Source organism: Ahniella affigens, assembly GCF_003015185.1.
In the GTDB taxonomy this organism is placed as follows: Bacteria; Pseudomonadota; Gammaproteobacteria; order Xanthomonadales; family Ahniellaceae; genus Ahniella; species Ahniella affigens.
Map to the genome: position 1 here is coordinate 4,551,642 of NZ_CP027860.1, position 25,875 is coordinate 4,577,516.

General features: G+C 62.6%; 22 protein-coding genes. 14 read left to right on the forward strand and 8 right to left on the reverse strand.

From position 1 onward, the window contains the following. Positions 1-37: 37 nt before the first annotated feature. Together plsB and C7S18_RS17580 are read right to left on the reverse strand one after the other, a co-directional pair. Positions 38-2,569, reverse strand: coding sequence for a glycerol-3-phosphate 1-O-acyltransferase PlsB (gene plsB / locus C7S18_RS17575; protein ID WP_106892792.1), 2,532 nt, complete (start codon positions 2,567-2,569; stop codon positions 38-40). A gap of 22 nt (positions 2,570-2,591) precedes the next feature. Continuing rightward, the gene (locus tag C7S18_RS17580; protein WP_106892793.1) at positions 2,592-3,539 is read right to left on the reverse strand and encodes a hypothetical protein; all 948 of its coding nucleotides are present in this window, start codon (positions 3,537-3,539) and stop codon (positions 2,592-2,594) included. Between the two features lie 345 nt (positions 3,540-3,884). Here C7S18_RS17580 and C7S18_RS17585 point away from each other — a divergent pair, with 345 nt between their 5' ends. Both C7S18_RS17585 and C7S18_RS17590 read left to right on the forward strand, forming a co-directional pair. Continuing rightward, positions 3,885-5,219 (forward strand): PQQ-dependent sugar dehydrogenase, encoded by a 1,335-nt coding sequence (locus tag C7S18_RS17585; protein ID WP_106892794.1) that lies wholly within the window; start codon positions 3,885-3,887, stop codon positions 5,217-5,219. Positions 5,220-5,253: 34 nt separating this feature from the next. Further along, the gene (locus C7S18_RS17590; protein WP_106892795.1) at positions 5,254-5,460 is read left to right on the forward strand and encodes a DUF4287 domain-containing protein; all 207 of its coding nucleotides are present in this window, start codon (positions 5,254-5,256) and stop codon (positions 5,458-5,460) included. 98 nt (positions 5,461-5,558) lie between these two features. On the opposite strand, the gene C7S18_RS17595 is transcribed toward C7S18_RS17590, so the two are convergent. Then, positions 5,559-5,996, reverse strand: coding sequence for a hypothetical protein (locus tag C7S18_RS17595; protein WP_106892796.1), 438 nt, complete (start codon positions 5,994-5,996; stop codon positions 5,559-5,561). A gap of 201 nt (positions 5,997-6,197) precedes the next feature. Between C7S18_RS17595 and C7S18_RS17600 the strand changes: the two genes are divergently transcribed. The 8 genes from C7S18_RS17600 (at position 6,198) to C7S18_RS17635 (ending at position 13,172) form a co-directional block, all read left to right on the forward strand. Beyond that, positions 6,198-6,572: a nuclear transport factor 2 family protein gene (locus C7S18_RS17600; protein WP_106892797.1), complete on the forward strand. Its 375-nt coding sequence runs from the start codon at positions 6,198-6,200 to the stop codon at positions 6,570-6,572. Further along, positions 6,569-7,090 (forward strand): DNA-deoxyinosine glycosylase, encoded by a 522-nt coding sequence (locus tag C7S18_RS17605; protein ID WP_106892798.1) that lies wholly within the window; start codon positions 6,569-6,571, stop codon positions 7,088-7,090. Before C7S18_RS17600 ends, C7S18_RS17605 begins: the two co-directional genes overlap by 4 nt. A gap of 211 nt (positions 7,091-7,301) precedes the next feature. Continuing rightward, on the forward strand, positions 7,302-7,880 hold the full coding sequence (gene sodB / locus C7S18_RS17610; protein WP_106892799.1) for a superoxide dismutase [Fe]: 579 nt from the start codon (positions 7,302-7,304) through the stop codon (positions 7,878-7,880). Between the two features lie 600 nt (positions 7,881-8,480). Continuing rightward, positions 8,481-9,200, forward strand: a complete 720-nt coding sequence (locus tag C7S18_RS17615; RefSeq protein WP_106892800.1) for a hypothetical protein — start codon at positions 8,481-8,483, stop codon at positions 9,198-9,200. Then, the gene (locus C7S18_RS17620) at positions 9,200-9,811 is read left to right on the forward strand and encodes a hypothetical protein (RefSeq protein ID WP_106892801.1); all 612 of its coding nucleotides are present in this window, start codon (positions 9,200-9,202) and stop codon (positions 9,809-9,811) included. Before C7S18_RS17615 ends, C7S18_RS17620 begins: the two co-directional genes overlap by 1 nt. Positions 9,812-9,983: 172 nt before the next feature. Beyond that, on the forward strand, positions 9,984-11,273 hold the full coding sequence (locus C7S18_RS17625) for a S41 family peptidase (protein WP_106892802.1): 1,290 nt from the start codon (positions 9,984-9,986) through the stop codon (positions 11,271-11,273). 24 nt (positions 11,274-11,297) lie between these two features. Next, positions 11,298-11,696 carry a lasso peptide biosynthesis B2 protein gene (locus C7S18_RS17630; protein ID WP_106892803.1) on the forward strand — a complete coding sequence of 133 codons (399 nt, stop codon included), beginning with the start codon at positions 11,298-11,300 and terminating at the stop codon, positions 11,694-11,696. Between the two features lie 108 nt (positions 11,697-11,804). After that, the gene (locus tag C7S18_RS17635) at positions 11,805-13,172 is read left to right on the forward strand and encodes a M28 family metallopeptidase (RefSeq protein WP_146151983.1); all 1,368 of its coding nucleotides are present in this window, start codon (positions 11,805-11,807) and stop codon (positions 13,170-13,172) included. Here the strand turns inward: C7S18_RS17635 and C7S18_RS17640 are convergent. Beyond that, a complete protein-coding gene (locus tag C7S18_RS17640; RefSeq protein WP_106892805.1) occupies positions 13,142-15,400 on the reverse strand; it encodes a fatty acid desaturase in 2,259 nt (752 codons plus the stop codon). The genes C7S18_RS17635 and C7S18_RS17640 overlap by 31 nt on opposite strands. A 106-nt stretch (positions 15,401-15,506) precedes the next feature. Here C7S18_RS17640 and C7S18_RS17645 point away from each other — a divergent pair, with 106 nt between their 5' ends. From C7S18_RS17645 to C7S18_RS17660, 4 genes are all read left to right on the forward strand, one after another. Further along, complete coding sequence (locus C7S18_RS17645) at positions 15,507-16,568, forward strand: AraC family transcriptional regulator (RefSeq protein WP_170113334.1); 1,062 nt, start codon at positions 15,507-15,509, stop codon at positions 16,566-16,568. A 141-nt stretch (positions 16,569-16,709) separates the two neighbouring features. Next, positions 16,710-17,267 (forward strand): DUF922 domain-containing Zn-dependent protease, encoded by a 558-nt coding sequence (locus C7S18_RS17650; protein ID WP_170113335.1) that lies wholly within the window; start codon positions 16,710-16,712, stop codon positions 17,265-17,267. A gap of 218 nt (positions 17,268-17,485) precedes the next feature. Then, positions 17,486-19,681, forward strand: coding sequence for a serine/threonine-protein kinase (locus tag C7S18_RS17655; RefSeq protein ID WP_106892808.1), 2,196 nt, complete (start codon positions 17,486-17,488; stop codon positions 19,679-19,681). After that, entirely contained in the window at positions 19,674-20,204 is a 531-nt protein-coding gene (locus tag C7S18_RS17660; RefSeq protein ID WP_106892809.1) for a hypothetical protein, read from the forward strand. Before C7S18_RS17655 ends, C7S18_RS17660 begins: the two co-directional genes overlap by 8 nt. Before the next feature lie 31 nt (positions 20,205-20,235). On the opposite strand, the gene C7S18_RS17665 is transcribed toward C7S18_RS17660, so the two are convergent. The 4 genes from C7S18_RS17665 to C7S18_RS17680 form a co-directional block, all read right to left on the reverse strand. Then, positions 20,236-20,895 carry a tail fiber protein gene (locus tag C7S18_RS17665; protein WP_106892810.1) on the reverse strand — a complete coding sequence of 220 codons (660 nt, stop codon included), beginning with the start codon at positions 20,893-20,895 and terminating at the stop codon, positions 20,236-20,238. Continuing rightward, a complete protein-coding gene (locus C7S18_RS17670) occupies positions 20,895-23,945 on the reverse strand; it encodes a hypothetical protein (protein ID WP_106892811.1) in 3,051 nt (1,016 codons plus the stop codon). The genes C7S18_RS17665 and C7S18_RS17670 overlap by 1 nt, the downstream gene beginning before the upstream one ends. A 2-nt stretch (positions 23,946-23,947) precedes the next feature. Next, positions 23,948-24,448 (reverse strand): hypothetical protein, encoded by a 501-nt coding sequence (locus C7S18_RS17675; protein WP_106892812.1) that lies wholly within the window; start codon positions 24,446-24,448, stop codon positions 23,948-23,950. A gap of 130 nt (positions 24,449-24,578) precedes the next feature. Further along, positions 24,579-25,187 (reverse strand): hypothetical protein, encoded by a 609-nt coding sequence (locus C7S18_RS17680; RefSeq protein WP_106892813.1) that lies wholly within the window; start codon positions 25,185-25,187, stop codon positions 24,579-24,581. Between the last annotated feature and the right edge of the window lie 688 nt (positions 25,188-25,875).

Below are 25,875 nucleotides of genomic sequence, written 5' to 3' on the forward strand. Positions count from 1 at the left end.
CGCACGGGGCGCTTGGTGCGTGCCGGACCATGCCGCGTTAACTCGCTTTCTTGACCGCCGTCAGGTCAACCGAGTGCGACTCATTCGCGAGCTTCAGAATCGAGTGGCGGAGCTCGCGCGACAGAATCAGCTTGGCGTCACTTGCCATCGTGTCGAGTTCGTGGCCGAAGTCGAGCTTGGCGTGCTCATCCAGCCAGACAATTCGGCGCTCGCGCAACGTCGAGATGAACCCGCGGAACAGCGATTTGTCGAAGAACTCGGGCGCAGCCTGGGTGTGCAGCAAGGACAACCGCTGCGCCGTCAGGTGGCAAAGGTTCTCAAGCTCGCCGGTCGACAAGCGCTTCGCGCCCTTTTTCACCAGCAACGCAATCGCAATGTAGTAACGCTCGAACGCCTGCTGCAGGCTGGTCGCAATAATCCGGAGCTGGAACGCCTCGTCAGTCTGACCAATTTTTCGCCGCAGCAGTTTGCCATCCTCGCCATCGCATTCCAACAGACCGAGGCGGACGAAGCCATCCACGCGTGCCTGCAAGTGCTCGCCGAACTGATCTTCCGTCCAGGGCAGGAACAACTCGCTTTGGATGAACGGATAGATGAACCGACCCAGCCGTTCGACACTGGCGCGTTGCAAACGCCGGTTGTTCAGGAAGCAGCATGCCACCCAGGCTGAGCTCGCAAACAAGTGCAGGACGTTATTGCGGAAGTAAGACAGCATCACGCCCATATCGCCCGGTGCTTCGAGCACATCGCCGAGCGGATGTTTGACGCGCACGATCGCTTTCATCTGCTCGCCGTACTGGATGATCTCGGCCGCGGTCAATTCCGTCACCGAGACGCGATCGGAGTAAGGCTGATCGGACAGCAGGCGACGGAACAGTTCGATCTGACGAATCAGATCGTCCTCGGCCATCGCATGCTTTGGCGTCGCCAATATGGCTAGCGCCAGCAAATTGATCGGGTTGACGTCGGCCGAGCGGTTGATGTTGACCATCACCCGATGGGCGAGGCTTTCGACCGCGCCATTGAACCAAGGCTGCTTGTCGGCTTTTGCCTCGGCGCGCCACGTCGGCACCTCGCGATCCAAATGCTCGGCCAGATAGATCGGTTCACCAAAGCTGACGCTCACCTTGCCGTACTTCTCGCGCAGCAGGCGCAGCGAGCGGAGCAGGCCCCACAACGATTCCTTCTCTTTTGGCTTGCCGGACAGCTCGCCTGTGTAAGCCTTGCCTTCGAGCAAGCGTTCGTAGCCGATGTACACGGGCTGGAACACCACAGGCCGCTGCGACTCCCGCAAATAGCTCCGGACGGTCATGGCGAGCATGCCCGCACGCGGTTCGATGAGTCGGCCGGTGCGGCTGCGGCCGCCTTCGATGAAGTACTCCATCGACACGCCCCGCTTGAACAACTGCGCCACATATTCGGCGAACACTGCCGAGTACAACGCGTTGGCGCGGAAGCTGCGCCGCAGGAAAAACGCGCCACCTTTGCGGAGCAGCGAACCGACAACCGGGAGATTCAGATTGACGCCTGCCGCAATGTGCGGCGGCACGACGCCATTCACATACAGCAGATACGAAATCAGCAGGTAGTCGATATGACTGCGATGGCACGGCACGTAGATCACTTCGTGCCCAGGCGCCGCCTGTTTCAGCGTGTCGAAATTGAAGGTTCGGATGCCGCCATACAGCTTGTTCCAGAACGGCTGCAACAAGAACGACGCCGAACGCACCACCGTGTGCGAATAGTCGGCCGCGATTTCCCAAGCAAACGAGCGCGCCCGCGCTTCGGCCTGTTCGATTCTGATGCGCTCCTTGCTCGCGAGCGTATTGATCGCGTCGCGCACGCCTTCGGCATTGATCACGGCGTCGATCGCGGTGCGCCGATGTGACAGATCAGGACCGATGACGGCAGTTCGAATCCGGCGGAAGTGCGCGCGCATGACCCGGCTGGCCTTGCGCACCGTACGCTCAATGTCGAGCCCGTCTTCGAGCACAGTGCGCAGGCTGACGGGCGGCGAGAACTGCACGATCGTGTCACGCCCATTGAGCAGCACGCCGAGCAACCGCCGGAAACGGCCGACCATGTTCCAGGTTTCGGCAAACAGCACGCGGAACCAACCCGACTCACTGGCCGGCGCACGGCCGACGAAAATCGAGACCGGAATAACCTGCACGTCCAGGGTCGGGTCGGCACGCATGGCCGCCACGATTTGCGAGAGACCAGTGGAATGGGTGCGGTTCCGCGGCCGACGGAACATCAACCCGTCGCGCCGCGACAATGCCAGCAACGCGCGCGACTTGTTCATGAACCCGCCCGGCATGGGCATCAGTGGCGGCGGCAGACCATGCTCGCGGCAAGCCTCCTCCAGGATCACCGCATTCGAAATGCCGTAACGCTCCAGCAGGTAGACCACCGGGACCTGCCTCGCTTTCAAAAGCATGGCCGGTTCTGGTGGTTCGGTTCGGATTCGAAGCCAAGGCCGCGTCAACGCACCGAGCACCCGCCAGATCCAGGGTGCCCGTTCCGTGCCTTGAGAAGTGCCCGACAAGGCGATTCGCTCGGTGGCCATCGACGCGCCGCGTCCGCTCAAATCAACCTTCCGCCGACTCGTCGCTGCCCTCGGCAGCGTCCGCGTCCGGACTCGGTTCGCTGTTGGCGCTGCCGTTCATCTCGGCGCGAATCTTCTCGACCGATTCTTTGCTGTACCAGCCGCCTTCGAGCTTGACCAAGTCCGACTCGACTTCGAGCGGCGTGCCGAACATTTGATAGGTGACCTTGACCTTGGCGGTGTCACCGTTCTGGGCGATGACTTCCGACTTCAGCGACTTCAACACGTCATTGGTCGGAAAACCATAGTTGTCGAGCAAATCGCGGGTGGCCTTGAACGCGATATTGCCCTTTTCCAGCGCCTCATCGAACGGCATGGCACGGGCTTGGTCCAGGCTTTCGAGCTTCATCTCGCGGGCGGCGTGACACACGATGCCAATCGATTTCTGCGCGAGGTCGGCATCCAGGAACTTGGCCGAGCTGGCCCACGTTCCGAAGGCACCGATGCCAGCCTTGGCCTGCGTTTTCTGCGCTTCGGTCAGATCCTCATTGCCGTCAACCATCGAACCGAGCATGCCCTGCCCGATCCCGATATACATGGGCATCTGGAATTGCGCTTCCTTCTGCCATTCGGCGAATTTGGGCTGCACGTCGGTCCAGATCTTCTGCTCGGCACCGGGAGCGGTCAGCATCGTGAGCGCTTCGGCGAACTTGGCCCGATCTTCTTCGGTGATCGGATCTTGATTCATTTCCGATTTCCACTTGGCCCGCAGGTGCTCAGTCATGCTGGGCGGCACGGAGCTCAAAACCAGCGCCTTCAAGTCATTGTTTTTTAAGGCTTCAATGTTCGCATCGACGGCCGCGAGCGGGCTTTCGGCAACTTTCACGCCGCTCTTGGCGGACCCGACCCCAGCGGACTCTTCATCTTTGCAGGCGGTCAAAGCCAGGCAGGACAGCGCCACAAAAGCCAGAGGTTTCAGGGTCAAACGCATAACAATCTCCTTGCTCGGCCGAATCTGGCCGGAATTTTTGGGGGCGCAATGGTGCTGAGCCTAGACCGAATTGGCAAGCACTAAAGGCCCTGGACTGCCAGATCAACACAAGAAATGTTAGAAAGTCGTGAGGTTCCAGGTATTCACGCGCCCGCACCGTTCAGTTGGGTCTCTATCAGTCCGTCCTGGACTTTCAGACCCGCGCTGATCCTGGACGCGCCATCCATTGCCCGCATCGGCCTTGAACCTATTCTGGGGCTCTTTTGCTGGTTCGCGATCGGATTCACGACAAAGCACGGGCGAGCTGCGTAACATCGCGGTCCCTTCTAGACCGGAAACGTGCCCATGAACCGTCTTGCCGCCCCGTTCGCCCTGATTTTCGGGGCTCTGGCGCTGTTGTCTGCTGGATCCGGCACCGCTCAGACCGTTCCGGCCGATCTGACCATGACCGACATCGGCGCAGCTGGCCTGAGCGCCCCGATTGCGGTGCGCTCGCCGAATGATGGCTCCGGCCGCACGTTTATCGTCACCCGTGGCGGCACGATCCGGATCTGGCAGAACGGCGCCCTGCTGCCGACCCCGTTCCTGGCCATCTCCGTCTGCCAGAGTGGCGAGCAGGGTCTCCTTGGGCTGGCGTTTCACCCGCAGTTCGCGACCAACGGCAAGTTCTATCTGCAATTGTCGCGATTCAACGCGGCGAGTTGTACGAGCCCGATGGCCGACCAGGTCACGATGGAATACACCGTTTCCGTTGGCGACCCCAATGTGGCCGACCCCGCCAGCGCGCGCGAAATCCTGACGGTCAAAGACGTCGCCAGTAACCATAACGGCGGCGACCTGCACTTTGGCGCCGACGGCTTCCTGTACATCTCCATGGGTGACGGCGGCCCCCAGAACAATCCGCACGGGTTCGCCGAGTGCCAGTGGTGGAAGACCGCCAACAACAATCCGGCGAGTTGCCTGAGCAGCAACCCGGCAGGCACCGGTTTCGCGATGCTCGGCAAGATCCTCCGCATCGACATCAATGGCACCACGAGCAGCCCAAGCACCGAGCTTTGCGGCAATACCGCCGGCAACCCGGCCCGCTATCGGATTCCCGTCGATAATCCAAACGTCGGCACGTCCAGCACCTGTGACGAGATCTATCACTACGGCCTCCGGAATCCGTTCCGCTTCAGTTTCGACCGCAGCAACAACGACATGGTCATCGGTGACGTCGGCCAAGGCACTTGGGAAGAAGTCGATCTGATCACCAACGGCAGCGGGCCGCAGAATCTGGGTTGGAGCACGTGCGAGGGTCGGCAGCTATTTGGCTCCAGCACCACCTGCAATTTCGGCCTGTTGCCCATTCTGAACTACCAGCACACCGGCGGGCGCTGCTCCATTACGGGCGGCTATCGGTACCGCGGCCCGATCACCCAATTGAACGGCATGTTTATCTTCGCCGACTACTGCTCGCGCGAGGTGTTCTTCGGACTGCCGGACGGTGGTTCGCCGTCGGGCTTCAGTGCAACGCGTTGGGAAAGCGCGCCGGGCGTCGCAGTGTTGGTGCCGTCGAACCCCATTGGCTTTGGCGAGGATGCGTTCGGAAACCTCTATGTGACAGGCCAGGGTGGCAGTGTCTACCGCTTCGATAGCGTGAGCGGCAATTCCTTCCTGTTCGGCAACGGATTTGAATAAGCTCAGGCCGGCACGCAACGTTGAGACCGAATCCATGGCTGACCAACCGAAAATCCAAGGACCGGCTTCGTACTTTCCGTCGATCGAGAAGAAGTATGGGCAGCCAATTGAGCATTGGATGACAGTGCTCCGCGCCGCTGGCCCGAAGAAACACATGGAGCTCGTGGCCATGCTGAAGGCCGATCACGGCCTGGGCCATGGCCACGCCAACGCCTTGGTGGCCTGGCACCTGAAGGACTGAGTCCGTCCTGCTATCCGGCCCAAAGTCATACCCAAAACAAAACGGCCCGGAGCAATCCGGGCCGTTCGTTTTGGAGCAAGCTTTGGCCTGACGAGCACTTACCAACGGCGGTCGTAGCGGTCGTGCCGGTAGCCACGCCCGTCACGGTGACCATTCCGATAGCCGCGGCCGTAGTGACGGTCGTCGTCCCAGTTGCGGTAGTAGCGGCCGTCGTCGTAATCGCGATGATGGCGGTCGTCACGGTAGCCATGATGGTGATTCAGTCGGTGGGTCGGGCACCACGGCGCCCGCACCACGTAATTTCTCGGGTCCGGATAAACACCGTATGCGCGATAGCCATAACGGCCGGGTCGCAGGTAGTCAGGATGGATGTAGCCGCCAGACGTGAAACTCAGGCCGTAGCTCGGGCCATGGTAGCCCCCATTCGAGTAGCTGATCGACCAGCGATCGTGACCCGCTTCGGCGCGACCCGAACTCAACACAGCGAACATCACCGTCGCCACCAACACCAGCATTGACTTGCTCAGAACATTCATAGCCACCTCCAGTAGGGGTGCGTCCATTCTGAGCTTGGGGGATGAATCGTCGCTTAAGTTTCCGGGCCATCAGTTGCAGCATTCAGCCAGCTTGCAGCCTGTGGCAGACTGGTTCAGCGCGAGTTGGCTTGCGTCAAGACGATGTGAACCGCCGCAGCACCCTCAAACTTCATATCGGTAGCGAACGAGTTGGGCGTAGACATGGACACGAATGCCGTATTGGAACGCTTCTGGGCACTGATGGCCAGCAATGACTTCGCCAGCGTGGCCGAAGTGCTGCATCCAGACTTCTGCTTGCACTGGCCGCAGTCCGGTGAACGGATTCGAGGTGCCACGAATTTTGCGGGAATGAACCAACATTACCCCGCGCATGGGCCGTGGCAGTTCGAGCTCAGGCGACTGCTGGTTGACGGCACGCGCGGCGTCACCGAAGTGGCGGTGACCGATGGGGTCCAACGTGGACTGGCGTTGAGCTTTTTCGAATTGGCGGATGGACTGATTCGGGACGTGACCGAGTACTGGCCCGAGCCCTTTCCGGCACCGCCCGAGCGCGCCCGCTGGGTGGAATCGACTTGAACCGCGCGCAGAGTTTTCCGCCCCTGGCGAGACCCGACGCAACCCGCCTGATTCTGGGCAGCATGCCAGGCGTAGCCTCGCTCAAAGCCCAGGCGTATTACGCGCATCCGCGCAATGCGTTCTGGCCGATCATGGCGCGTCTGTTCGGATTTTCGAGCGCGTTGCCCTACGACGCGCGCGTGCGCGCACTGCTCGAAGCCCACGTGGCAGTCTGGGATGTGCTCCGCCAGTGCGTGCGTCCCGGCAGCCTGGACAGCGCCATCAGCGACGCGGAACCGAACGACTTTGGGCAATTCCTGGCAGATCACCCGGCAATCCGGCACATCGTGTTCAACGGCGTGGCCGCCGAACAGTGGTTTCGCCGACTGGTCGCGGCGCCTGACCTGCCAGCGGGGCTGATTCTGCTCAGGGCACCATCAACCAGTCCGGCACACGCGGGCCAGACGATCGACATGAAAGCCGCCCAGTGGTCTGCCGCACTCGGACTCGATGGCGGCATCGTCTTCACACCGTCCTGACAATTCGGGCCGAGCGTTCCCGGTCTGCCAGCCTTTGCGCACAGGCAGACCGGAACGAGGCTGCTATCCTTGCCTGCCGGCTTGGCGGATCGCCCTGACCACGCTGTAACAAAACAGCCTGGTCGGCACCGTTGGCGGTGTCCGGCAGCCTTGAAGCGACGATGGCTGCCCCCATCGCTATGCCTCCCCTGAACCACTTGAAGGATCTCTCATGGCCATCGAACTCCCAGCCCTGCCCTACGCCCGCGATGCGCTCGCGCCGCATATCTCTGCCGAGACGATTGATTTCCACTACGGCAAGCATCACCAGACCTACGTGACCAATCTGAACAACCAGATCAAGGGCACCGAATTCGAAAATCTGAGCCTGGAAGAGATCATCCGCAAATCGTCTGGCGGCATGTTCAACAATGCAGCACAAATCTGGAACCACACGTTCTACTGGAACTGCATGAAGCCAAGCGGCGGCGGTGAGCCGACCGGCAAGCTCGCCGATGCCATCAATAAGTCGTTCGGCTCGTTCCAGGCGTTCAAGGATCAATTCACGCAGACCGCGCTGACCACGTTCGGCTCCGGCTGGGCCTGGCTCGTTCAGCGCGCGGACGGCAGTCTGGCGCTCGTCAGCACGTCGAACGCTGCGACCCCGCTGACCGGCCCCGATCGCGCCCTGCTGACCTGCGATGTATGGGAACACGCGTACTACATCGATTTCCGTAACGCCCGCGCCAAGTACGTGGAAACGTTCTGGAATCTGGTGAACTGGGACTACGTCTCGGCGCAGATGGCCTGATAGCCGTTGCCCGGGCGCACGGCGCGCGCGGCGCCGGTTCGGTCTCACGCTCATCAAGCACGCCGTTACCCATTGGTTTTGCTAACCAAAAAATTGCGAGCGGTGATGATTCTGCCCGCAAGCAACCCCCTCCCCGGGCCCTCCCCTGCGATCGCGGGGGAGGGCGCCGACTCCCACTCCCACGCGAGTGGGAGAGGGCTGGGGAGAGGGCTACTTGCCACACTGCGCCGTCGTAAGAATCGCGCGCCGTCGCCGACAGTTTGATGCGCGAATCAGCTCACCTTCGGCGCGACCAGAACGCCCGCCGAACGCATCCCCGGCACAACATGGCACGTTATCTGACAACCGGGGCTCGGGAGATCACAAGGGCTTCGCGCCTTGATCATACCGAGCCCGTTTTTCCGAGTGGATTGAGGCAGGGTCGAATCCTTTCAAACAAACCGATGCGTGTGCCAAGTCCCGACGGGAAGATCGCACCGCATTGCGCGAATGACGGGGCATTGACGCCCTGACTGCGCACCTGCCGGTAAGGTGCAATGCGTGACAAGTCGCCTGCGTGGCACGATCACCCTATTTATTGATGACTTTGGAGTCCCTCTTGTGTTGAAGAACATTGCGCTGCTGTGCCTGATCCTGACCTTGAACGCTTGTGTGAGCGTTCCGCAAAAGGCCTTCAACAAAGGCACGCAGGACATCAAAACGATTGAAGTACTGCCCATGGCCTACACCGAAGCGCAGATCAGCTACCCGCATCCGGGCCTGAATTTTGGACTGATCGGCGGTGCCATTGCGGTCGCCGAACTGAACGCGAAAGGCAACAAGCTGCAAGATCAGCTGCAGGCAGCCGACTTTGATCACTACGCCTCATTCCAGAAGGCGTTTGACGCGGCAATGAGCGCGCGCGGTTACCAGCTGATTTGGAGCGACCCGGTGGCCGCAGCCAAGAATGACAAGGCCAAGCGCGGCGCGTGGCTGCTCCGTAAAGGTGCGCGCCCAACCGACCGGGCCGATGCCCAGATCGACATCAATCTTGTGTTCTATGGCTACGCTGCGTCTGGGGCTGGCAAGAGCTCGCCTTACCGGCCGACGATTTCCTTGTCGGCGCAGCTGTTCGACAAGAGCGGCAAGAAGGTGTTGTTCAGCGATGTGGTGACGTATCACAACACGGCCCCGGCGCTGAAGAAAGCCATCTCGATCGAACCCGATCCGGCCTTCGCCTACCAGACTTTTGACGATCTCGAAGCGGCCGGCGCGGCTGTGGCCGAGGGCCTGGACGCCGCGATTCGCGATAGCGCCGAAGCCATGGCCAAACAGCTGTGATGCGACGTAGCGCCCTCGCGCTGGTTGCCGTGCTCGCCTGCGGCATCGGTCTGGACGCCCGGGCAGCGCGTCAGGACGCGCCACCGCCTGCCTGTGTCGAGCGGCTGGACGAACTGCCGCTGCTGGCACCGACGCCGCCTGGCAAGCGCAAACCAAAGCCCTTGCCGTTTGCGCGCCACGCCAGCTGTTTCCGGCATGGCGATGGCAGCGAGGAACCGGTGGTGCTGTTTGCACTGGATCAGGCGGCGCCGTTTGAGATTCAAGCCAGTATCGATAATCGCCAGGGCAAGATCCTGGCGGCGCGGGTCGAGGCGCTGGATGCCCAGTTCGAACGCATCGCGGCCTATCCGTTCGACGCGTTCACTCGCCGCGGCGGCATGTACTCGCTGTCCCTGTTCAGCAATGACCCTGAGCGGCCTGTCCGCTATGTGCTGGTGACCATCGATCCAGACGCCGTCGGCCGCTTCGACCAGCGTTTGATGTCGGGGGTCGCAACCTTTCCGCTGCCGGGCGGCGCGTACAACCATGCCTATGAGTCGGCGTTGCGCAGCGAAATGTCGGATACGGGGTGGATCGCCATCGCCGTGACCCCGTTGACCGAAACCCCTTAAAGCCGCAACCGGCGTTGAACGCAGGCCGCCTGGGACTTGTGCCCGAGGCAAGCCGTTGGGATGCTAGGGAGACATCGAGTCCGGCCAAGTGCCGGACTCAGGGTGGGTTAGAACGCCGCAACCGAATCGGACCTTCCCCTACATTTTCCCTTGCCGTATCTGGATTGGACCCATGCTTTCGAACCGATTGTCGCTGTGCCTTGCCCTGGCGCTTTTTCTGAACAGCGTCCGCGCCGAGGACACCGTCACGCCCGCCGCCGCCCCGGCCACGGCGGCCCCAAGCTCTGAAGTCAGCGCCGAAGACATTCGCGCGTTTGTGTCGGTGTTTCGCGCCATCCAGGAAGCGTATGTCGAGCCGGTCGATGGCAAGCGCCTGATGAATGCGGCGATTCGCGGCATGCTGAATGACCTGGACCCACACAGCGCGTATCTGGAGCCGGATCAGCTCAAGCAGTGGGATGAGGACATCTCTGGCCTATACGGTGGCCTGGGCGTCGAGGTCATTTTCATGGATGGCGCGCTGCGGGTCATTGCGACGCTCGATGACTCGCCCGCTCAGCGCGGCGGCATCAAGAGTGGCGACATCATTGCAGCGATCAATGGCGTGCCGATCGATCCGAATGATTACGATTCCGCCGATCGCCTGCGCGGCAACCCCGGCAGCAAGATCAGCCTGAGCATCGAGCGCGACAGCCAGCCGGAACCGATCGAGCTGAAGCTGGTGCGCGAGGAGATCCGCTCGCAATCGCTTCGCGCCAGGTGGTTGGAACCGGGTTTCGTGTATCTCCGGCTGTCACAGTTCCAGGAGTCCTCCCCGATGGAACTGCGTGACCGTTGGCGCAAGCTGGTCGGCAAGAAGCCGGTGTTCGGCGTGGTCTTGGACCTCAGGAACAACCCGGGCGGTGTGCTGGCGGCGGCCGTTGAGATCAGCGACGCGTTCCTCGAATCTGGCGTCATCGTCACCACCGAAGGCCGCTTCCAGGACGGCAACATGAGTTTCAGCGCCAAGGCAGGCGATCTGACCCAGGGCGCGCCGATGGCAGTGCTGATCGATCAAGGCTCGGCGTCCGCTGCCGAGATCGTCGCGGGCGCATTGCAAGATCACCGCCGCGCGATCATCGTCGGCTACCCGAGCTTTGGCAAAGGCTCGGTGCAGAACATGTTGCCGCTCGAATCCGGTGCCGCCGTCAAACTCACCACGGCACGCTACTACACCCCGAATCATCGCTCGATTCAGGCCCACGGCATCGACCCGGATCTGCTACTCGGCGACGTGCAACTGACCCCGGGCGATCGGGCGGCCACCTTGATCGAGTCGGAGGCGAGCCTCGACGGTCACCTGGAAGCCGAACTCGCACCAAGCGAAGATATCGACCGGGATCCTGAGCTCGATCACGACTACGCGCTGAGCCAAGCCATGGCGGCCATCAAGGCGCTGTCGTTTCAGAAGCGGGCGCCCTAGCCCGTCCAAGCGCCCGGTGCTGCCATGCCGAATCGCCTGCGTCTCATGGTGCTTCTGTGCTGGCTCCGCTATGGACCGCCCGTTCAGGCGCGCGTGCTCCAGGCGCTAAACGCTTCCGTTCCCGACCTGGTGAGCAAAACCGACCTGTCGGCGTTAACAGACCTGACCGCCGCAATCCGACGGGCAGCGCGTTTCGTGCCAGGCAGCCGTTGCCTGGATCAGGCACTGGCATGCTGGATCGTGGCCCAACGACTCGGATTGCCCGCCAGACTGAATCTTGGCATTCGGCGGCAACCGCAAGGCACCACCGCGCATGCCTGGATCAGCGCGGGTGATCAGCCGATTGCCGAAGACCCGGAAGCGCTGCGCCAGTTGCTGCCGCTCCTGTCGGGCGCGGTGCCGGCGATCCGCGAATTCGACTGATGCGCACCGAACTGCGCGCGCAGCGTCCGGTTGTTGGTCAAACTGTCGCCTCAGGCACAGGAACTGGGCGTGGATCGGCGCGATAATGCCCGTCCCGAGGAGCCCCCAATGCCCAACTGCTTGCGCCCCGTGTTGAGTGCGATGCTCAGTTTGATCGGGCCGGTGTGTGTCGCCGCGCCGATCACCGACACGGTCATTCTCGATATTCATGGTCGCGGTGCCGAGCGCGTCGCCGAGATCACGTCACAACCCTCAGTGCTCTGGTCGGCTGAGTTCGGCAATGAGCTCTTGCTCGGCGTTAGTGCCGAGTCGCGGGCGCACTGGTTGACCCGCGCGGACGCCCGTCCCGGCCCGGACGGACTCAGCCTCGATACCCTTCGGGTGCGCGATCACGTGTGCACGCTGCACGACCCGCCGCCAGCGCTCGATGTGGTCGGCGGCTACGAGATCCTGCGGGTCGAACCGCACTGGTCGAAGCTGGCATTCCATCCCAATCTCTTGGGCGCCAAAGTACCGCCATCCGGAATCGTCTCCCGCGAGCGCGGCAACAGCGGCACTGCCAAAGCGGTACTGCCGACCGACCCGAGCGTGGTCAGTCTGCTGAGCCAGATCGACAGTGAGCGCTGGTTTCAAACCGTCAGCGACTTGGCAGAAATGAATCGGAACAGCTACAGCGCTGGACTCAATACGGCGCGCGATTACATCCAAACGCAGTTTGCGAATGCCGGCCTCAGCACCGAACTGGCGCCCTACACACTGCCTGGCGCCAACTGTCAGCCAACCAACGTCAACATTGAGCTCAGCAACGTCGTTGGCAAGAAACTCGGCAACCTATGGCCAAACGAATGGGTGGTGATTGGTGCGCACTACGATTCCCGCAATAGTGTGCGCTGCGATGGCACCGTGAACCCACAGCCCGGCGCCAACGACAACGCCAGCGGCTGTGCGGGCGTCATTGAGCTGGCGCGGGTCTTTCAGAACATTCCAACCGCGCGCACGATGGTATTTGCGTGTTTCTCTGGCGAGGAACAAGGCCTGGTCGGGAGCAACCGGTATGTGGGCGCATTGGAGGCCAGTGGCGAACTCGGCAATGTCCAACACATGATCAACCTGGACATGATGGGGCATGCCATCGACAACACCCTGAGCGCGCGCATCGAAACTACCACCACGCATGCCAACTGGCTGACGTTCTATGGCGACCGCGCTGCCACGTATGCGCCTGAGCTGAACCTCATCACGTCGACCGCCACCCAGGCCTACAGTGACCATTGGTACTTTCTGGACCGCGGCATACCGGCCATGTTCACGTGGGAAAACGGCGCCGGGATCTACCCGCACTATCATCAAAGCACCGACGTGCCGGCCAACATGCAGCGCGCGCAACCCTTGGCCGCCGGCATTCTGAAAATGGACGCTGCGGTGCTCGCCGATTTGGTCAATATCTACGGGGTGTTCGCCGACCAGTTCGAATAGCGGTGATCGTCACGCAAGCCAGCGAGACCACTGCGCTCATTTGCAGCATCGGCCAACACACGCTCTTCGGCATTGGCATAGCGCCGGTCCCAATCCCGGAGCTTGGGCACGAGCAAGGCATGCCAAAGCGGCGGAATCAACGCGATGATGAGCGTGGTCAGATAGCCGCTGACCATCATCGGCGCATTAGGGTACGGCCGTAAGTCGGGATACGACACTTCGCCTTCGGCATGATGATGCGAATGGCGCGTCAGGTTGAACATGGTCCATGAGCTGACGCGACGGTTGGTGTTCCACGAATGCCGCGGCGCGACGGGCGCATGCTCGGCCCGGACCAGACCATAGTGCTCCATGTAGTTGACGACTTCGAGCAGTGCCTTGCCGAACAGCGCGCAGCCGACAAAGAACAACATCCCGACGACACCGCCGACGGCCCATGCGGCCAGAATCAGCACGAGGCTCATCGAAAACCCACGCAGCACAGCGTTGAATGGGCTGAACGTCGATCGCCCTAACTTGGCGAGACGCGCCGTTTCGATGGCCCAGGCGCTCCGATTGCCGAGCCATGTGGAACGCAGCATGTGCCAGTACACATTGCGCCCACGCGGTGCGGTAGCCGGGTCGACACGGGTCGCGACGTAGCGATGGTGACCGTAAACATGCTCAATCGAAAAACTGCTATCGACGCTGAAGGCCAGCAGCCATCGACCGATCAACAGTGATGCCCGATCCCAGGTACGATGAACGAGCTCGTGCGCCGGAATGGTGCCAATCAGACCAATCATCAATCCCGTCAAAATGAGCCCGGCGACATGGTGCCCGACAGTGCTGTCCGCGCGCGCCGCCAGCAGGTCGTAACCACTTAACGCGCTGAGCCACTGCCCGAATCCCATCGCGTCGGTCGGCGCCACGGACCATACCGCCGCAAACGCAATCATCGCCAACAGCGGCAGCGCGGCCCAGAGCTGCCAGGTCAACCACTTTGGTGCACGAAAGTCGGGGGTCCGGACATCATCGCCGGCTAAGGCATCGCCCAGAATGTAGACCGCGACCACGACGAGCAATCCGATCGTGGTGTACGCGCCACCCGCGAGCAACGACAGCAGTGAGAACACGCCGATCGCATGAAACCCCAGGTACTTGGCGTAATCGAACCACCGCGCCGGCACGCGCTGATCGGGCGGCAGGTCCTGCTGCGGCGGCTCGGGCAATAGCGACGGGCCCTCGTCGAACTGATCAAACGCGACACTCGTTTGCGGTACGCCCATCGCATGCAACGTCGCCAACACCGAGTGAACCATCACCGGCACGCCGCAGACCCGGATCACCTGGTGGCCAGCTGCCTGATGCGCAGCGTGCCACGTATCCAAGTGATCCTGGACATGGCCGCGCAGGCCAGTCCAAGCCGCGCTCGCTTGACTCAGCACGGGCACGAATCGAACGTATTCAGGCGCCGCGTCCAACCATGGCGCGGCGAGTTGCAAATCTTCCTCACGGCGCACCCCGAACAGCACCGTCATGTCGCGCCGATCGCCCGAGCGCGCTGCGGCTTCGAGCATCGCAAGCATCGGTGCAATGCCCGTGCCGGTGGCAATCATCAGCACGGGTGATGCATCCATGGGTAGTAGCAGCTCGCCGCGCCCTGCACTCAGTTGCACCGCCTCGCCCGTGCGATCGGCCGCCTGCAGCCACGTGCTCAGTTGGCCGCCCGGTATCAACCGGATCAGAAACCGCAAGACGCGGCCATCGCCGCTCGGAATTGGGCTCAATTCGCGGACGACGCCCGGCAAGCCCGCACAAGCCATCGCCGCATGCTGACCCGCGGTTCCGGACCAAGGCGTCGCCAGTGTGACGGTCCATTCGACGACGTCGGGTGTCAACAGTCGCTGCCCGGTGACGCGCCCGGCATGCCAAGGCAGTGTCTCGGGTTCGGGATCGAATGCAATCGTCACATCTGATCGCGGCACGGTCTGGCAGGCCAGCACCACGCCCTCTGCGCGCTCCGTTGCACTGAGCAAATAACTGGTGTCAGTGCGCTGGAACACCTGGCCGGACTGCAGTCGACACTTGCAACTGCCGCAGCCACCAACGCGGCACCGATAACGCATCGGCACGCCAGCAGCCAGCGCGGCATCCAGCACGGTCTGGTGCTTGCCAACCGTTACCAAATGTTCGTTCAGCGCGGCCGTAAAATGTGTCGTTGCAATCTTGTCAGCACGGTCGGACATCACGCGACGCTCTGGAAATCAGCTCAGGATGGGGCGAACGATACGCCCACTCATTGGCGCTTGGTGGGTCATTTTCTGCCATCATCCGACGAGCCGAGCCAAATCCATGCGCCGTTCCACTCGCCTGACCCGATTGCCCACCCTGAGCCCCGAATCCGGCTCCGCCCTGTACGCGCTGTATCTCCGCCCGATCTCCCAACAGATCGAGTACTCGGGCGTCAGTCTGGCGAGTTGCCTCGATGCGGTTGGGTTGCCGCTGAACCTGCTGGACCATGAAGCGCCCATCATCAGCGCCCGCCAGTTCCTAGGCTTGCTGCGCGAAGGCATGACGCGCGCGGACGAACCTGCGCTGGGCCTGCTGATTGGTCAACGGCTACTGCCGGAAACGCACGGGCTGCTGAGTCTCGCCGCCATGCAGAGCGGCAGCCTGCGCGAGACCGTCGCCATCCTCGAAGCGTTCCTTGCGCTTCGCACACAACTGGTTGGGTTCCGCGTCGTCACGCGTGGTCAACGCGTCATGCTGGAGATCCGCGAATCGCACCCGCTTGGCGCACTCAGCACGCCGGTCCTGGAGGCCATTCTTCTGGCGATCAAGAACTTGTTGGACGCAGTCGCAATGGGCGAAACGGGCGTGATCGCCGTGCATTGCCCGTTTCCCGCCCCGCCTTACGACGCACTGGCGCAGGACTTGTTTTCGTGCCCGGTGCGCTATCGCAGCCGGACTGCCGCCTTGGTGTTGGACGCGGCCGTGCTGGATCGCCCGCTGAGAGCCGCACAGCGCGATGCGTTTTCCGCCGCCACCGCCGCGTGTCAGTCGGCGCTGCAGATCCTGGCCGAAACGCAAAGTGTGAGTGCCGATGTGCAGCGACTCCTGATTGCGAGTCGGGGTCGGTTTCCGTCCTGGGCCGCCTGCGCACGGCTGCTGCATAAGAGTCCGCGCAGTCTGCATCGGCACTTGCAGGCCGAAGGCAGCAGCTATCGCGGGCTGATGGATCAGGTGCGCATGCAGTTTGCCCTGGACCACTTGCAGAGTGGCCGCTTTACGGTAGCGCAAACCGCAATGATGCTCGGTTACACCGATCTCGCGAATTTCCGCCGCGCGTTCAAACGGTGGCGCGGACAAACGCCCGCCAGCGTCCGGCCGCACCCGGGCAAACGAACCGTCTAAGCCCAATACGGACACGTGACAGGTCATCGCCCGCCCATGCAATCGGGTCACCCAATAACGGCGCTTCGCCTTGTCATGGCTTCAAAACTTGTCGCTACACTTCAAGCTTACCCCGCCTACGAATCGAAGACCGGAGCCCGCATGCGCTTTCGACTGATCCTCGCCGCCCTGCCACTGCTTGGCAGCGCCACCCTCGCCTTGGCCGAAGTGAACGAAGAGCTCGACGAAACGTATTACGAAGTGGAGCATGAGGAAGGCGATTCCCTATCAGAGGCCATTACCGCTGCCTCGCCGATCGAAGGCGGCTATCACGGTTACACCGAATGGCACGTCAAGTGGCGCTACACCTGGAGCTACGATTCGGAAAGCTGCTGGATCACCGATGTGACGGTGGATTTCAGCGCGACGCTCACACTGCCGGAACTCTATACCGACGATCCGCGCGCCGAACGGCGCTTCGACCGCTACATGACCGCGCTCCGGGAACACGAGGAGGGTCATGTCGACAACGGCCGACAGGCGGCCGAAGAGGTCGAGGAAGGCATCCTGAACATGGACGCCCGCCCCAATTGCAAAGCGCTGGAACGCGATGCCAACGCCCTCGGCCTCATGATCGTCAAACGCGGCAATCGGCGGGACAAGGAATACGATCGCGCGACGGATCATGGCCGTACGCAAGGCGCCCGGGTGAACGACTGACGCTTGGCAATCCGCCGCAAGCACGCCGATTCCCGGGTGCTCTTCCAGAACGCGGCACTGAACGAGCCGGGCGCACCGCAAACTGAGCAATCCTGACTTGCGCCCGACTTCCCCGGGAGCGCACCATAGGCGGATGCCCGTATGCCACTTGGGAGGTCGTCGTTGATGCCTTGCTGCCTGCCATTCAGCGCTTTGGTCCGAACTGGCGCGGGTCGGCCATGAACCTGGAGCCCGTGCTGAATGACGCTGGGGTCGACGAACACACCAGCGACAGCCGTCGACTCGGCCCATTTCGCCTACTCAAGCGCATTGGCGTGGGTGGCTATGGCGCCGTCTATGAAGCGCTCGACGAGCGCCTGAATCGCACGGTCGCGATCAAGATTCTGCATGACCCGAGCCCGGACGCGCGGCGCCGGATGTTGTCCGAGGCGCGTGCGTCGGCGGGGCTCGAACATCCGGCATTTGTAAAAGTACTGGATGTGTTTGAGAGCCACTCCGAGTTGGCACTGGTGATGGAATTGGTGCGTGGCCAGACCCTCAGCGCCTTGCGAGAACATGGGCCATTGCCGCTTCGACGCGGCTTGCTGCTCATCCGACAAATTGCAGTCGCCATGGCAAGTGCGCATGCGGGCGGCCGAGTCCATGCGGACTTGAAACCAGCAAACCTGATGCTCAGCGACAACGATCAAGTGCGCATCCTGGACTTCGGCTTGGCGCGCGACCTCCATCCCGACAGCGGCCCGAACCCAGATAGCCGCGACGGCAGTGGCACGCTGGCCTACATGGCGCCGGAACTGCTTCTGGGCCGCGGCCCGCACCCGGGCAGTGACATCTATGCGCTGGGCGCAATCGCCGCCGAGCTGATGGGGCAAAACCGTCCTTACGCCGAACTTGATGGCGCGCGTCTCGCGCATGAACTCATTCACGGCCGGCGGGCACCGAGCGCCCAATTGCCTGAACAGGCCGGACCGTTGCGCGCATTGATCGACCACATGTGTGCGCGCGTACCGGAGCAGCGCTGCGCGACCATGACCCAGGTGCTCGCGGGGATCGATGAACAACTCAATGCGCTCCGCACCGCAAGCGATGTCCGACCGCCCGCCCCGCATCGGCGCCATTGGCCCTGGTTGTTGACCGGGGTACTCGTACTGGCCGCACTATGGCTGGGCCCCTTGCTGACATCAGGCGGCACGCGCTGGCCCGATCTTTCGATGCAAAGCGACCTGGATCGCGCCGAGCAGTTGCTGCAGGCGTTCGATCATCAGGGTCACGTTGCCGAAGCAATCGCGTTACTGGAATCCCGGCTCACCGCCCAACCTGAGCATGCCGCGAGCGCCGCGAATCTCGCGATTGCGTACTGTCTTCGCTATGCCAGCGATGACCGCGACGAAGCGTGGTTGCAGCGCGCCAATACCGCCGCCGATATTGCCCTGCGTGCCGATCCGCAACTCGCCCGCGCCCAGGCCAGCAAGGGCTGGGCGCTGGAGTTTCAGAGCCGACCAGCCGAGGCGCTGCCGTTTTTTCAGTACGCGCTGATGCTGGACCCCGGCGACCGCTACGCCTTGCTCGGGCAAGCCCGGGCCGCAGCGCGGCTTGGCCAGGACACGCTGGCTGCAGAAACCCTTGCCAATGCGATGCAACGGCACCCAAAGGACCGCGTGTTCGTTGATGCGTTAGGTACTTGGCATTTTAGTCACGCTCGTTACGTCGAGGCCGAATCGGCGTTTCGGCAGGCGATTGCGCTGGATCCGTTGAGCGTGGTGTCGCGCAGCAACTTGAACGCCGTGCTGCTGCGACGGGATCGACCCGAAGAAGCACTGGCCGTGCTGCAGGATGGTCTGCGCTTGCGTCCTGATGGCCGGCTGTACTCAAATCTTGGCACGGTGCTGTATGCACTCGGGCGCTATGCCGAAGCCACCGATGCCTATCGCGCCGCCGTTTCGGCGGAGCGCGGCAGCCCGAACGACTATCTGCGCTGGGCGAATCTGGCGGATGCGCTCAGGCAGTTGCCGGGTCGCGAACAGGATGCCCTGGCAGCGTATCGCACCACCGTGTCGCTATTGGCACCACTGCTCGCACGCAATGCCGAAGACGTGACGTTGGCGAGTCGCAGCGCCCTGTATCGGGCCAAGCTTCAGGACTGCGATGCGTCCAAGCAGACCGCCGCGACGGTTCGGGCCCAACCCAACCTTTCGGTCGATGTCCGATTTCGTTTAGCGCAAGCTGCCGAACTCTGTGGCGCGCGCGAACAAGCGCTCGCGGATCTGGTGCTGGCCAGCACTCAAGGCCTGCCGCTGAAGACCATTGCCCAGGAACCCGAACTGCTGGCGCTGCGTCGGGACCCGCGTTACCAAACCCACATCCTCGCCACATTCTCCCCGTCTGCTTCGAATGAGGTCCGACCCAATGAGTAACAACACCGTCTATCTTCGTGTCAGTTTCGATGTCGACCAACTCAGCAGTGCGCTGGTCTGGCAGGCCACCGAAGGCACGGATCAACGCAGCGCCTACCATCGTGTCGGGCGTTACGCTGGCGCCCTGCACTTCTATCAAAACGATCGCTTCACCGTAGAGCTCTTGGCCTTCGCGCCGCTCGGCGCTGTCCGCACGATCACCGTGATCGGCGCCAGCATCATTACGATCCCCCATGCGGAGGAACGGCGGCGGTCGGCGCCATCGCCTTTTGACAGCAAGCACGCGGTCGTGGAGTTGCTCGATTGGGCAAAGGCGGAAGAAGTCGCCGATCCCAATCTCGAGCGCACTGCGTTCATGACGCGGACCGAATCACCCTTGGTAGTCGAACAACTTTCGGGGCGCTGGGAACTCTCGCTGGTGGTCACCGTGCTGATTGAGTTCCAGAACGACCGATCGCCCACGCGGCGCGTGTTTTCGTTCGATCCAGAGAGCGAAGTGGGCACCGGCGGTGACCCGCCCTGATCGAACATGGTCAGGCGCCGCGTGCCGACCTTCAGCGCGCCCGAATGATGAAGTTCAACGCCATGTTGCGCGCGCGGGTCTCGTTGGCGCTGTGGCGGCCCGACGTCGGATCTTTGGTCGTGTCCGTCGCTTTCACCGCGAACGCGCCGGAGCCCTCGCCCGGGGCGGCTCCGGTGGCGGTGTCGTAGGTGTGCTGATGCGCCTGAAAAGCATCGCACTGTAATGATCCGACGCCGGCGTAACGAGTCTGTTGGCCGTCAGCGGAATAGCGTTCTGCCGTATCCGGGTCGACCCCGGCGCCGTTGTCGACCCCGCGTACAAAGGCGCCGCGCAGATCGGGCAGATTGAAGTGATCAGCATCGACAGCGCCGTAGAGGCTGCCCAGCACTTTGTGCAAACCTGGAAACGCGCGCACCAGCACACTGCGGCCATCGCACGGCAACCAGGCCGTGGCCTCGGTCAGCAGCGGCACGCCCGAATCGGTGGCATCGGCCACCGCTACGGCGTCGGCTGATGGCGTTCCGGCGTCGCTATCAGCGGGACACTTCCAGGCGGTGTTGGCCGCTGCACTCAGCGCTTGCAGATTGCCGGCATAGAGGCACACCGTGCCAATGGGCGCCTCCGGGCCCGGAGGTCTTGGCCCGGGTGGCCAAGGTCCAGCGGGCGGCATCGGCAACACGGGCCAGCGCATCAGGGCAGCCCTCGACCGGGGAAGGTCGGCAACACGGGCCCTTCTTGCAACACGACCAGCGTCGTCGGCATGGTGACCACCCAGGGTGGCCCGACAGACTCGCGGCCACGATCGCAACGACAGCGCTCCTGCGCCTGTTTCAAGTCTTCGAGAAGATCAATGCTTGTGCTCGTGGCCATGGGGGAGAGCGGCACGGATACCGCTGGCGTCAGCGCGGGTTCGCCGGTCCAGATCACGCCCGCATCCAGATACAGCACCATCGCGCGTTCAAAGCTCGGTCGCACCGGCAGCAGCACGCGTGCCTGGGCAGCTTCCAGAAAGGCGGTCATGCTGGCATCTGCACCCGGCACGAGGCGCCGACCCGGCGGTTGCTGATCATCGAGCGCCACAACAAACTGGTGGCTCATTTCCGACCATTCCAGCGCGCGCTCCAGCCAATCCTGCAGCGCCGGCAGGAAGCGCTCGACACGCGCTTTCTCGCCCGTCTTCGCCAGTGCGACCGCAACCATGGCACGCAAGCCTGCCCGCTTCAGTTGGCGCTGGATGGTTTGCCGCGTATTCAACGTGTTCGACTGCACACGCGCGGGCGCCTGATTCGCGGCATTGAGGTAGGCCGTCAATTGCCGCCGATACGCCGACAACAGTGCCGCGTAAAAGCCCGCCTGCCAGCGCGCTTTGGCAGCGTCCGCCCAGTCGAGTTGCACTTCGATGGCCACCGCTTGCGAGGCGGCCGTCTGATCGCCAGCCATCGTTGCCGACGCGGACGCTGCCCAGGCGAGGCTGCCGCTCTGCATGGCCAGATCCAGGCTCTGCATGGGGGCGGTGGCACTGAGTGCGAACGGCACCTGCCCCACTTGGCCGTTCACGGTCGCGGTGGTCGATTGCGTGGTCAGCGTCACCGACGCCTTGGTCGCTTCGTAATCGGCCGGCAACGTCAGCGTGCCGCTTTGCAGGCTCGCCAGCGTAGGTGCCGCACAGGCAATGGTCAGCCGCTCCTGGGGCGGTGTATCGAACTGCTCTAGGCCGTAAGTTGCCGCCAACGTTGCGTAGAACAATTTCGAACTCGGATCGGTCGAAACCTGCGTGAAGTCGCTCAACCCGATCGCGGCGGGAAGAATGGGTTCGGTCAACGACACACCAGCAAGATCCAACTCGGCATTCACGTAAGACCGCGCCGGATCGGGCAGCACGAGTTCCAGCACTAGGCGCTCGCCCAATGGCGCGACCCAGCATTCGTAGATCGCATTCAGCCACCGATACACCCCTCGCAGCGGCGTCTCGGCGTGGCGCCGATCAAACGTATGGCGCTCGGACCAGTCGCGCTGGTGGGTAAATTCCTGCTGCCGCAGACGGCCGATCTGCTGCTCGATCCGACGGGCCGCGCGCTGCGTAATGGAGCGGGCCAGACTGGTGCGCGTCTGATTGGTCGTCTGCGCCGGTGCCGCCGGGGCATCGGCATTGGCCGCGCCGCCTGAACCACTGGCGATTGGTCCGAATGTCCAGTAACCCGTGGCATTGCCGTCCTGCGGTGGGCCGTAGTTCACGGAGTAGTTGATCTGATAGTTCTCGAGCAACAGTTCCTGCGCGGCCAATTCAAACGCGCTGGCGTCTGCCTGCACCGACTCGCTGGTGCGCTCGGATTGCTGCTCGCGCCGCTCATCAAGCTGGCGATCGATCTGGCGCTCCGATTGAATGCGCACTTTGCGCTCGCCAGGCATCACGTTTTCGATGCTCGCCACCTCACCCGGTTCATAGCGCAGCAAGGCGCGCCGAACGATCTGCAACTGGCCCACGGCGTAGGGGCTGACCCGACTGGTCACGCCCGTCATGGGCAAATCGGCGTCGGCAGGATTGGGCGCCGTACTGACGTCCGGGGGCAGCGGGAACACCGGCGGCGGCAACACAACGGTCGCATGACGACGTTGTTCCAATCGGCTGGGCGGCCAAACGGCTGGACTGGGTCGCGGCGTGGTCATGGGTGCTGAAGTCGGTGCGGGTAATGGTGCAGCGCCTTCATCGCGATCATCATCAGCTGGCTCGACGGGCTCGTCCACGGCCAACTCAGCACCGTCCCGTTCGGCCTCTGCGGATGGCGCCTCGGTCGGCATCACCGGGCTCATCGCGGGCGGCATCGTGGGCACGCTGTCCGCCAATGCCGTCAACAAACTGCCGATAATCAGTGTCTTCAGTAGTTCCTCGTTTTGCACCAGCGCGTAGCCAGGCACCAGCATCAACGCAAACACGTTTTGCCACGTGCGATCGATCTGCGCGGCATAGTCGGCCGACTGCACCGCATCGTAGAGCTCAGTCCACGTCACACCCAGTTCGACCAACAACCAATCGATCAGACGATCCACACACAAGGGCTGCAAGGTTTGCAAGCCGCGCCACAACGGCGCCAGCTGTGCCGGCAAACCATCCAACGGCTGCTCACGCGTGATGCGCTCGCCCTGATACGGCGGCTGCCCGGCCAGAAAGTCCAAGCCTTGCGCGATCGACAGGTTGCGAACGTCGGTGCCGAGCTGATGAATGTTCAGCAAGTTCGCGTACAGACTGTTCGCGGTTGGCATCGATGCGTTCGGGTAGTCGACAAAATTGTCGGCGCGCACAGATGTATCGATGTTCGGCCACTGCTTCAGAAACACAAACGGAAACAGGTCATGGCATGCCGGATCGATCCGGAGCTCGACCGTCTCGGTACTCGCTCCGACTGCGGGCGGCCATGGCGTGTACGGCGGCGGTGGTGGCAGCACGCCCTCCGGGCACAGCAGCACATGCTGCCACGAGCCCTCCGGCGTATTGAGCCACACCATTTGCAGCATGCCTTCCGCCGGGCCGTAGCGAAACTCGCCGCTGACGGAATCCGACGCTGGCGGTTCGGTGGTCACCGAAAACGTCTGCACCGGGTCGGCTTGGCTCATCGGCACCGACATGATCAACTGCCCCAGCCAGAACACCTCGACCGTGCAGACACGGCCAGCGCCTGGGCAGCTCCAGGTCACCCGGACGCTACCGAAATGACGGGTACCAGAGCAGTCGCCACGAGACATGATCAGCCTCCCGAATCCGAAAACAGCACGTGCATCTCGACGTAGCCACCGGGATACCGCAATCGGCGCACCGACAGCACGCCGTCGCCCGGCTTCGGTTGGTAATTGAAACTACCAGACAGAATCGCGTTGGGATTGTCGACTTCCAGCAAACTGAAGGGCACATCGGTTCGCATCGAATTCAACTCGGTGTCGACGATCAATGGACTCGTTGAATCGCCCGCTGCCGGCGAGCCAAGACCAGTTCCGGGCGTGTACAGCAACTGCACGCGGAACTGTTTGGCGGCAAGTTGCGCCCACGCAATGTCCAGCCCCGAGTTCGGATCGGGTGTCCAGAACTGCCAGTTCAACGTGTCGCTCTCGGCAAGCGCCGCCGAAGCGGACGGTGCAAGCGGTGTCGCTGGCGATTCGGGGATCATGGGCGCGTCAGGCGGCGCTTCTGCCGTCGCTTCAGGATCGTGCGCCGCCGCCGGGACACTCGCGGACTTGCTGTTCTTGTTCATGGAAGCCTCCAGATTTCCGGTAATGGCGGCGCCGTTCTGAACAAGCAGAAGCGGCGCCGAACAGATGTGTACACTAGGCGTCCGCAGCGGGTGCGGTGGCGACCCGCTGCTTTGGACTGGTGGTTGCGACTCAGGCTGCGCTCAGCGAATAGCCGTTCCACATCGAGCCGGTCACGGTCAGCACGCCGCCTTCGAGCACCGCAGTTTGCGTCTGCGAGAACTCTTCCTGGACGAGCCGATCGCCCTTGCGGGTGAACTGCGCCACGACGGCCACGTAGTACGTACCGCGCACGTCTTCGATGAACAGCCCGCCCGGCCAGATCACCTGCGGCGGATAGATCGCATCGCCATTCGCGGCGATCGTGGTCAGCGCGCCCAGACCGTAGTTGTTGGTGATGCGCACTTCGTTCAGCACCAGACCATTGAACTGTTGGTTGATCACGGCACCGGTGGCGAGACGATCCTGCGAGCTGACCGAGTCGATGCTGAACGCGGCTGTCGTTTCGGCAAACGGCACATGCGCCGTTTCGCAGTTCAGGTTGGATGGGTTCGACGGATCGGACGAGTACTGCGCGAACACCGAGAAGTCATCTGGAATCTGGATGGTTTGCTGACCACCTGGAGGCGGTGCGCAGACCTGCCAGGCAATCGTGCCCAGCGTCGGATTCAGTACCGGCGTCTTGAAAATGGCAAGCCGGACAACTTCGTTGGTGTTGTTGCGAAGGGTGATGGTGGACATACGAATGCTCCTGATTCAGTAAGGGCGGCGCTTCGGGCCGGTCACAGACGACTTGTCGTGGCGATTCGTTAGAACAAGGCGCGTGCCAATGATGATGTCGCTTTCAGAACAAGGCGTTACGCGATGCATGGGGCAAGTCCAGAACCGCGGATCAGCGGTCGCGACATGTCCGACATGTCGGTGGCGTCTGGCAGTGGGGCCGCTGTGGCATGGCGCAGCGGGCGATGGTGGCGGCGCCGAAGCAGTTCGATCCGCGCCGCGCAAGTCGAACCCCTATTGTCGTCATTTTGGCGCAGCCGGGATCCAGGGCAATCTGGCCCTGAATCAGCAATCTGTCCCTGAAACAGCAAATTGGCCGGCCCTTGCTAGATCACCCATCGTCGCCAGATCGCCCTGGATCCCGGAACCCGCTGCGCGGCTTCCAGGATGACGACCATGGAAGCTGCCAATCTGAGGCACCTTCGCGCTGATTCGACCAAGTACCGCTTGCGTCCTTGGCTCACCGGCGTCAGCCGCACCGCGCAAGTTGAACCCCTATTGTCGTCATCCTGGCGCAGCCGGGATCCAGGGCAATCTGGCCCTGAATCAGCAATCTGGCCGGCCCTCGTTAGATCACCCATCGTCGCCAGATCGCCCTGGATCCTGGAGCCCGCTGCGCGGCTTCCAGGATGACGACCATGGAAGCTGC

Coding starts and splice junctions, on each gene's coding strand:
- plsB (WP_106892792.1), bottom strand. CDS start 2,569: ATGGCCACCGAGCGAATCGCCTTGTCGGGCACTTCTCAAGGCACGGAA.
- C7S18_RS17580 (WP_106892793.1), bottom strand. CDS start 3,539: ATGCGTTTGACCCTGAAACCTCTGGCTTTTGTGGCGCTGTCCTGCCTG.
- C7S18_RS17585 (WP_106892794.1), top strand. CDS start 3,885: ATGAACCGTCTTGCCGCCCCGTTCGCCCTGATTTTCGGGGCTCTGGCG.
- C7S18_RS17590 (WP_106892795.1), top strand. CDS start 5,254: ATGGCTGACCAACCGAAAATCCAAGGACCGGCTTCGTACTTTCCGTCG.
- C7S18_RS17595 (WP_106892796.1), bottom strand. CDS start 5,996: ATGAATGTTCTGAGCAAGTCAATGCTGGTGTTGGTGGCGACGGTGATG.
- C7S18_RS17600 (WP_106892797.1), top strand. CDS start 6,198: ATGGACACGAATGCCGTATTGGAACGCTTCTGGGCACTGATGGCCAGC.
- sodB (WP_106892799.1), top strand. CDS start 7,302: ATGGCCATCGAACTCCCAGCCCTGCCCTACGCCCGCGATGCGCTCGCG.
- C7S18_RS17620 (WP_106892801.1), top strand. CDS start 9,200: ATGCGACGTAGCGCCCTCGCGCTGGTTGCCGTGCTCGCCTGCGGCATC.
- C7S18_RS17625 (WP_106892802.1), top strand. CDS start 9,984: ATGCTTTCGAACCGATTGTCGCTGTGCCTTGCCCTGGCGCTTTTTCTG.
- C7S18_RS17630 (WP_106892803.1), top strand. CDS start 11,298: ATGCCGAATCGCCTGCGTCTCATGGTGCTTCTGTGCTGGCTCCGCTAT.
- C7S18_RS17635 (WP_146151983.1), top strand. CDS start 11,805: ATGCCCAACTGCTTGCGCCCCGTGTTGAGTGCGATGCTCAGTTTGATC.
- C7S18_RS17640 (WP_106892805.1), bottom strand. CDS start 15,400: ATGTCCGACCGTGCTGACAAGATTGCAACGACACATTTTACGGCCGCG.
- C7S18_RS17645 (WP_170113334.1), top strand. CDS start 15,507: ATGCGCCGTTCCACTCGCCTGACCCGATTGCCCACCCTGAGCCCCGAA.
- C7S18_RS17650 (WP_170113335.1), top strand. CDS start 16,710: ATGCGCTTTCGACTGATCCTCGCCGCCCTGCCACTGCTTGGCAGCGCC.
- C7S18_RS17655 (WP_106892808.1), top strand. CDS start 17,486: ATGAACCTGGAGCCCGTGCTGAATGACGCTGGGGTCGACGAACACACC.
- C7S18_RS17660 (WP_106892809.1), top strand. CDS start 19,674: ATGAGTAACAACACCGTCTATCTTCGTGTCAGTTTCGATGTCGACCAA.
- C7S18_RS17665 (WP_106892810.1), bottom strand. CDS start 20,895: ATGCGCTGGCCCGTGTTGCCGATGCCGCCCGCTGGACCTTGGCCACCC.
- C7S18_RS17670 (WP_106892811.1), bottom strand. CDS start 23,945: ATGTCTCGTGGCGACTGCTCTGGTACCCGTCATTTCGGTAGCGTCCGG.
- C7S18_RS17675 (WP_106892812.1), bottom strand. CDS start 24,448: ATGAACAAGAACAGCAAGTCCGCGAGTGTCCCGGCGGCGGCGCACGAT.
- C7S18_RS17680 (WP_106892813.1), bottom strand. CDS start 25,187: ATGTCCACCATCACCCTTCGCAACAACACCAACGAAGTTGTCCGGCTT.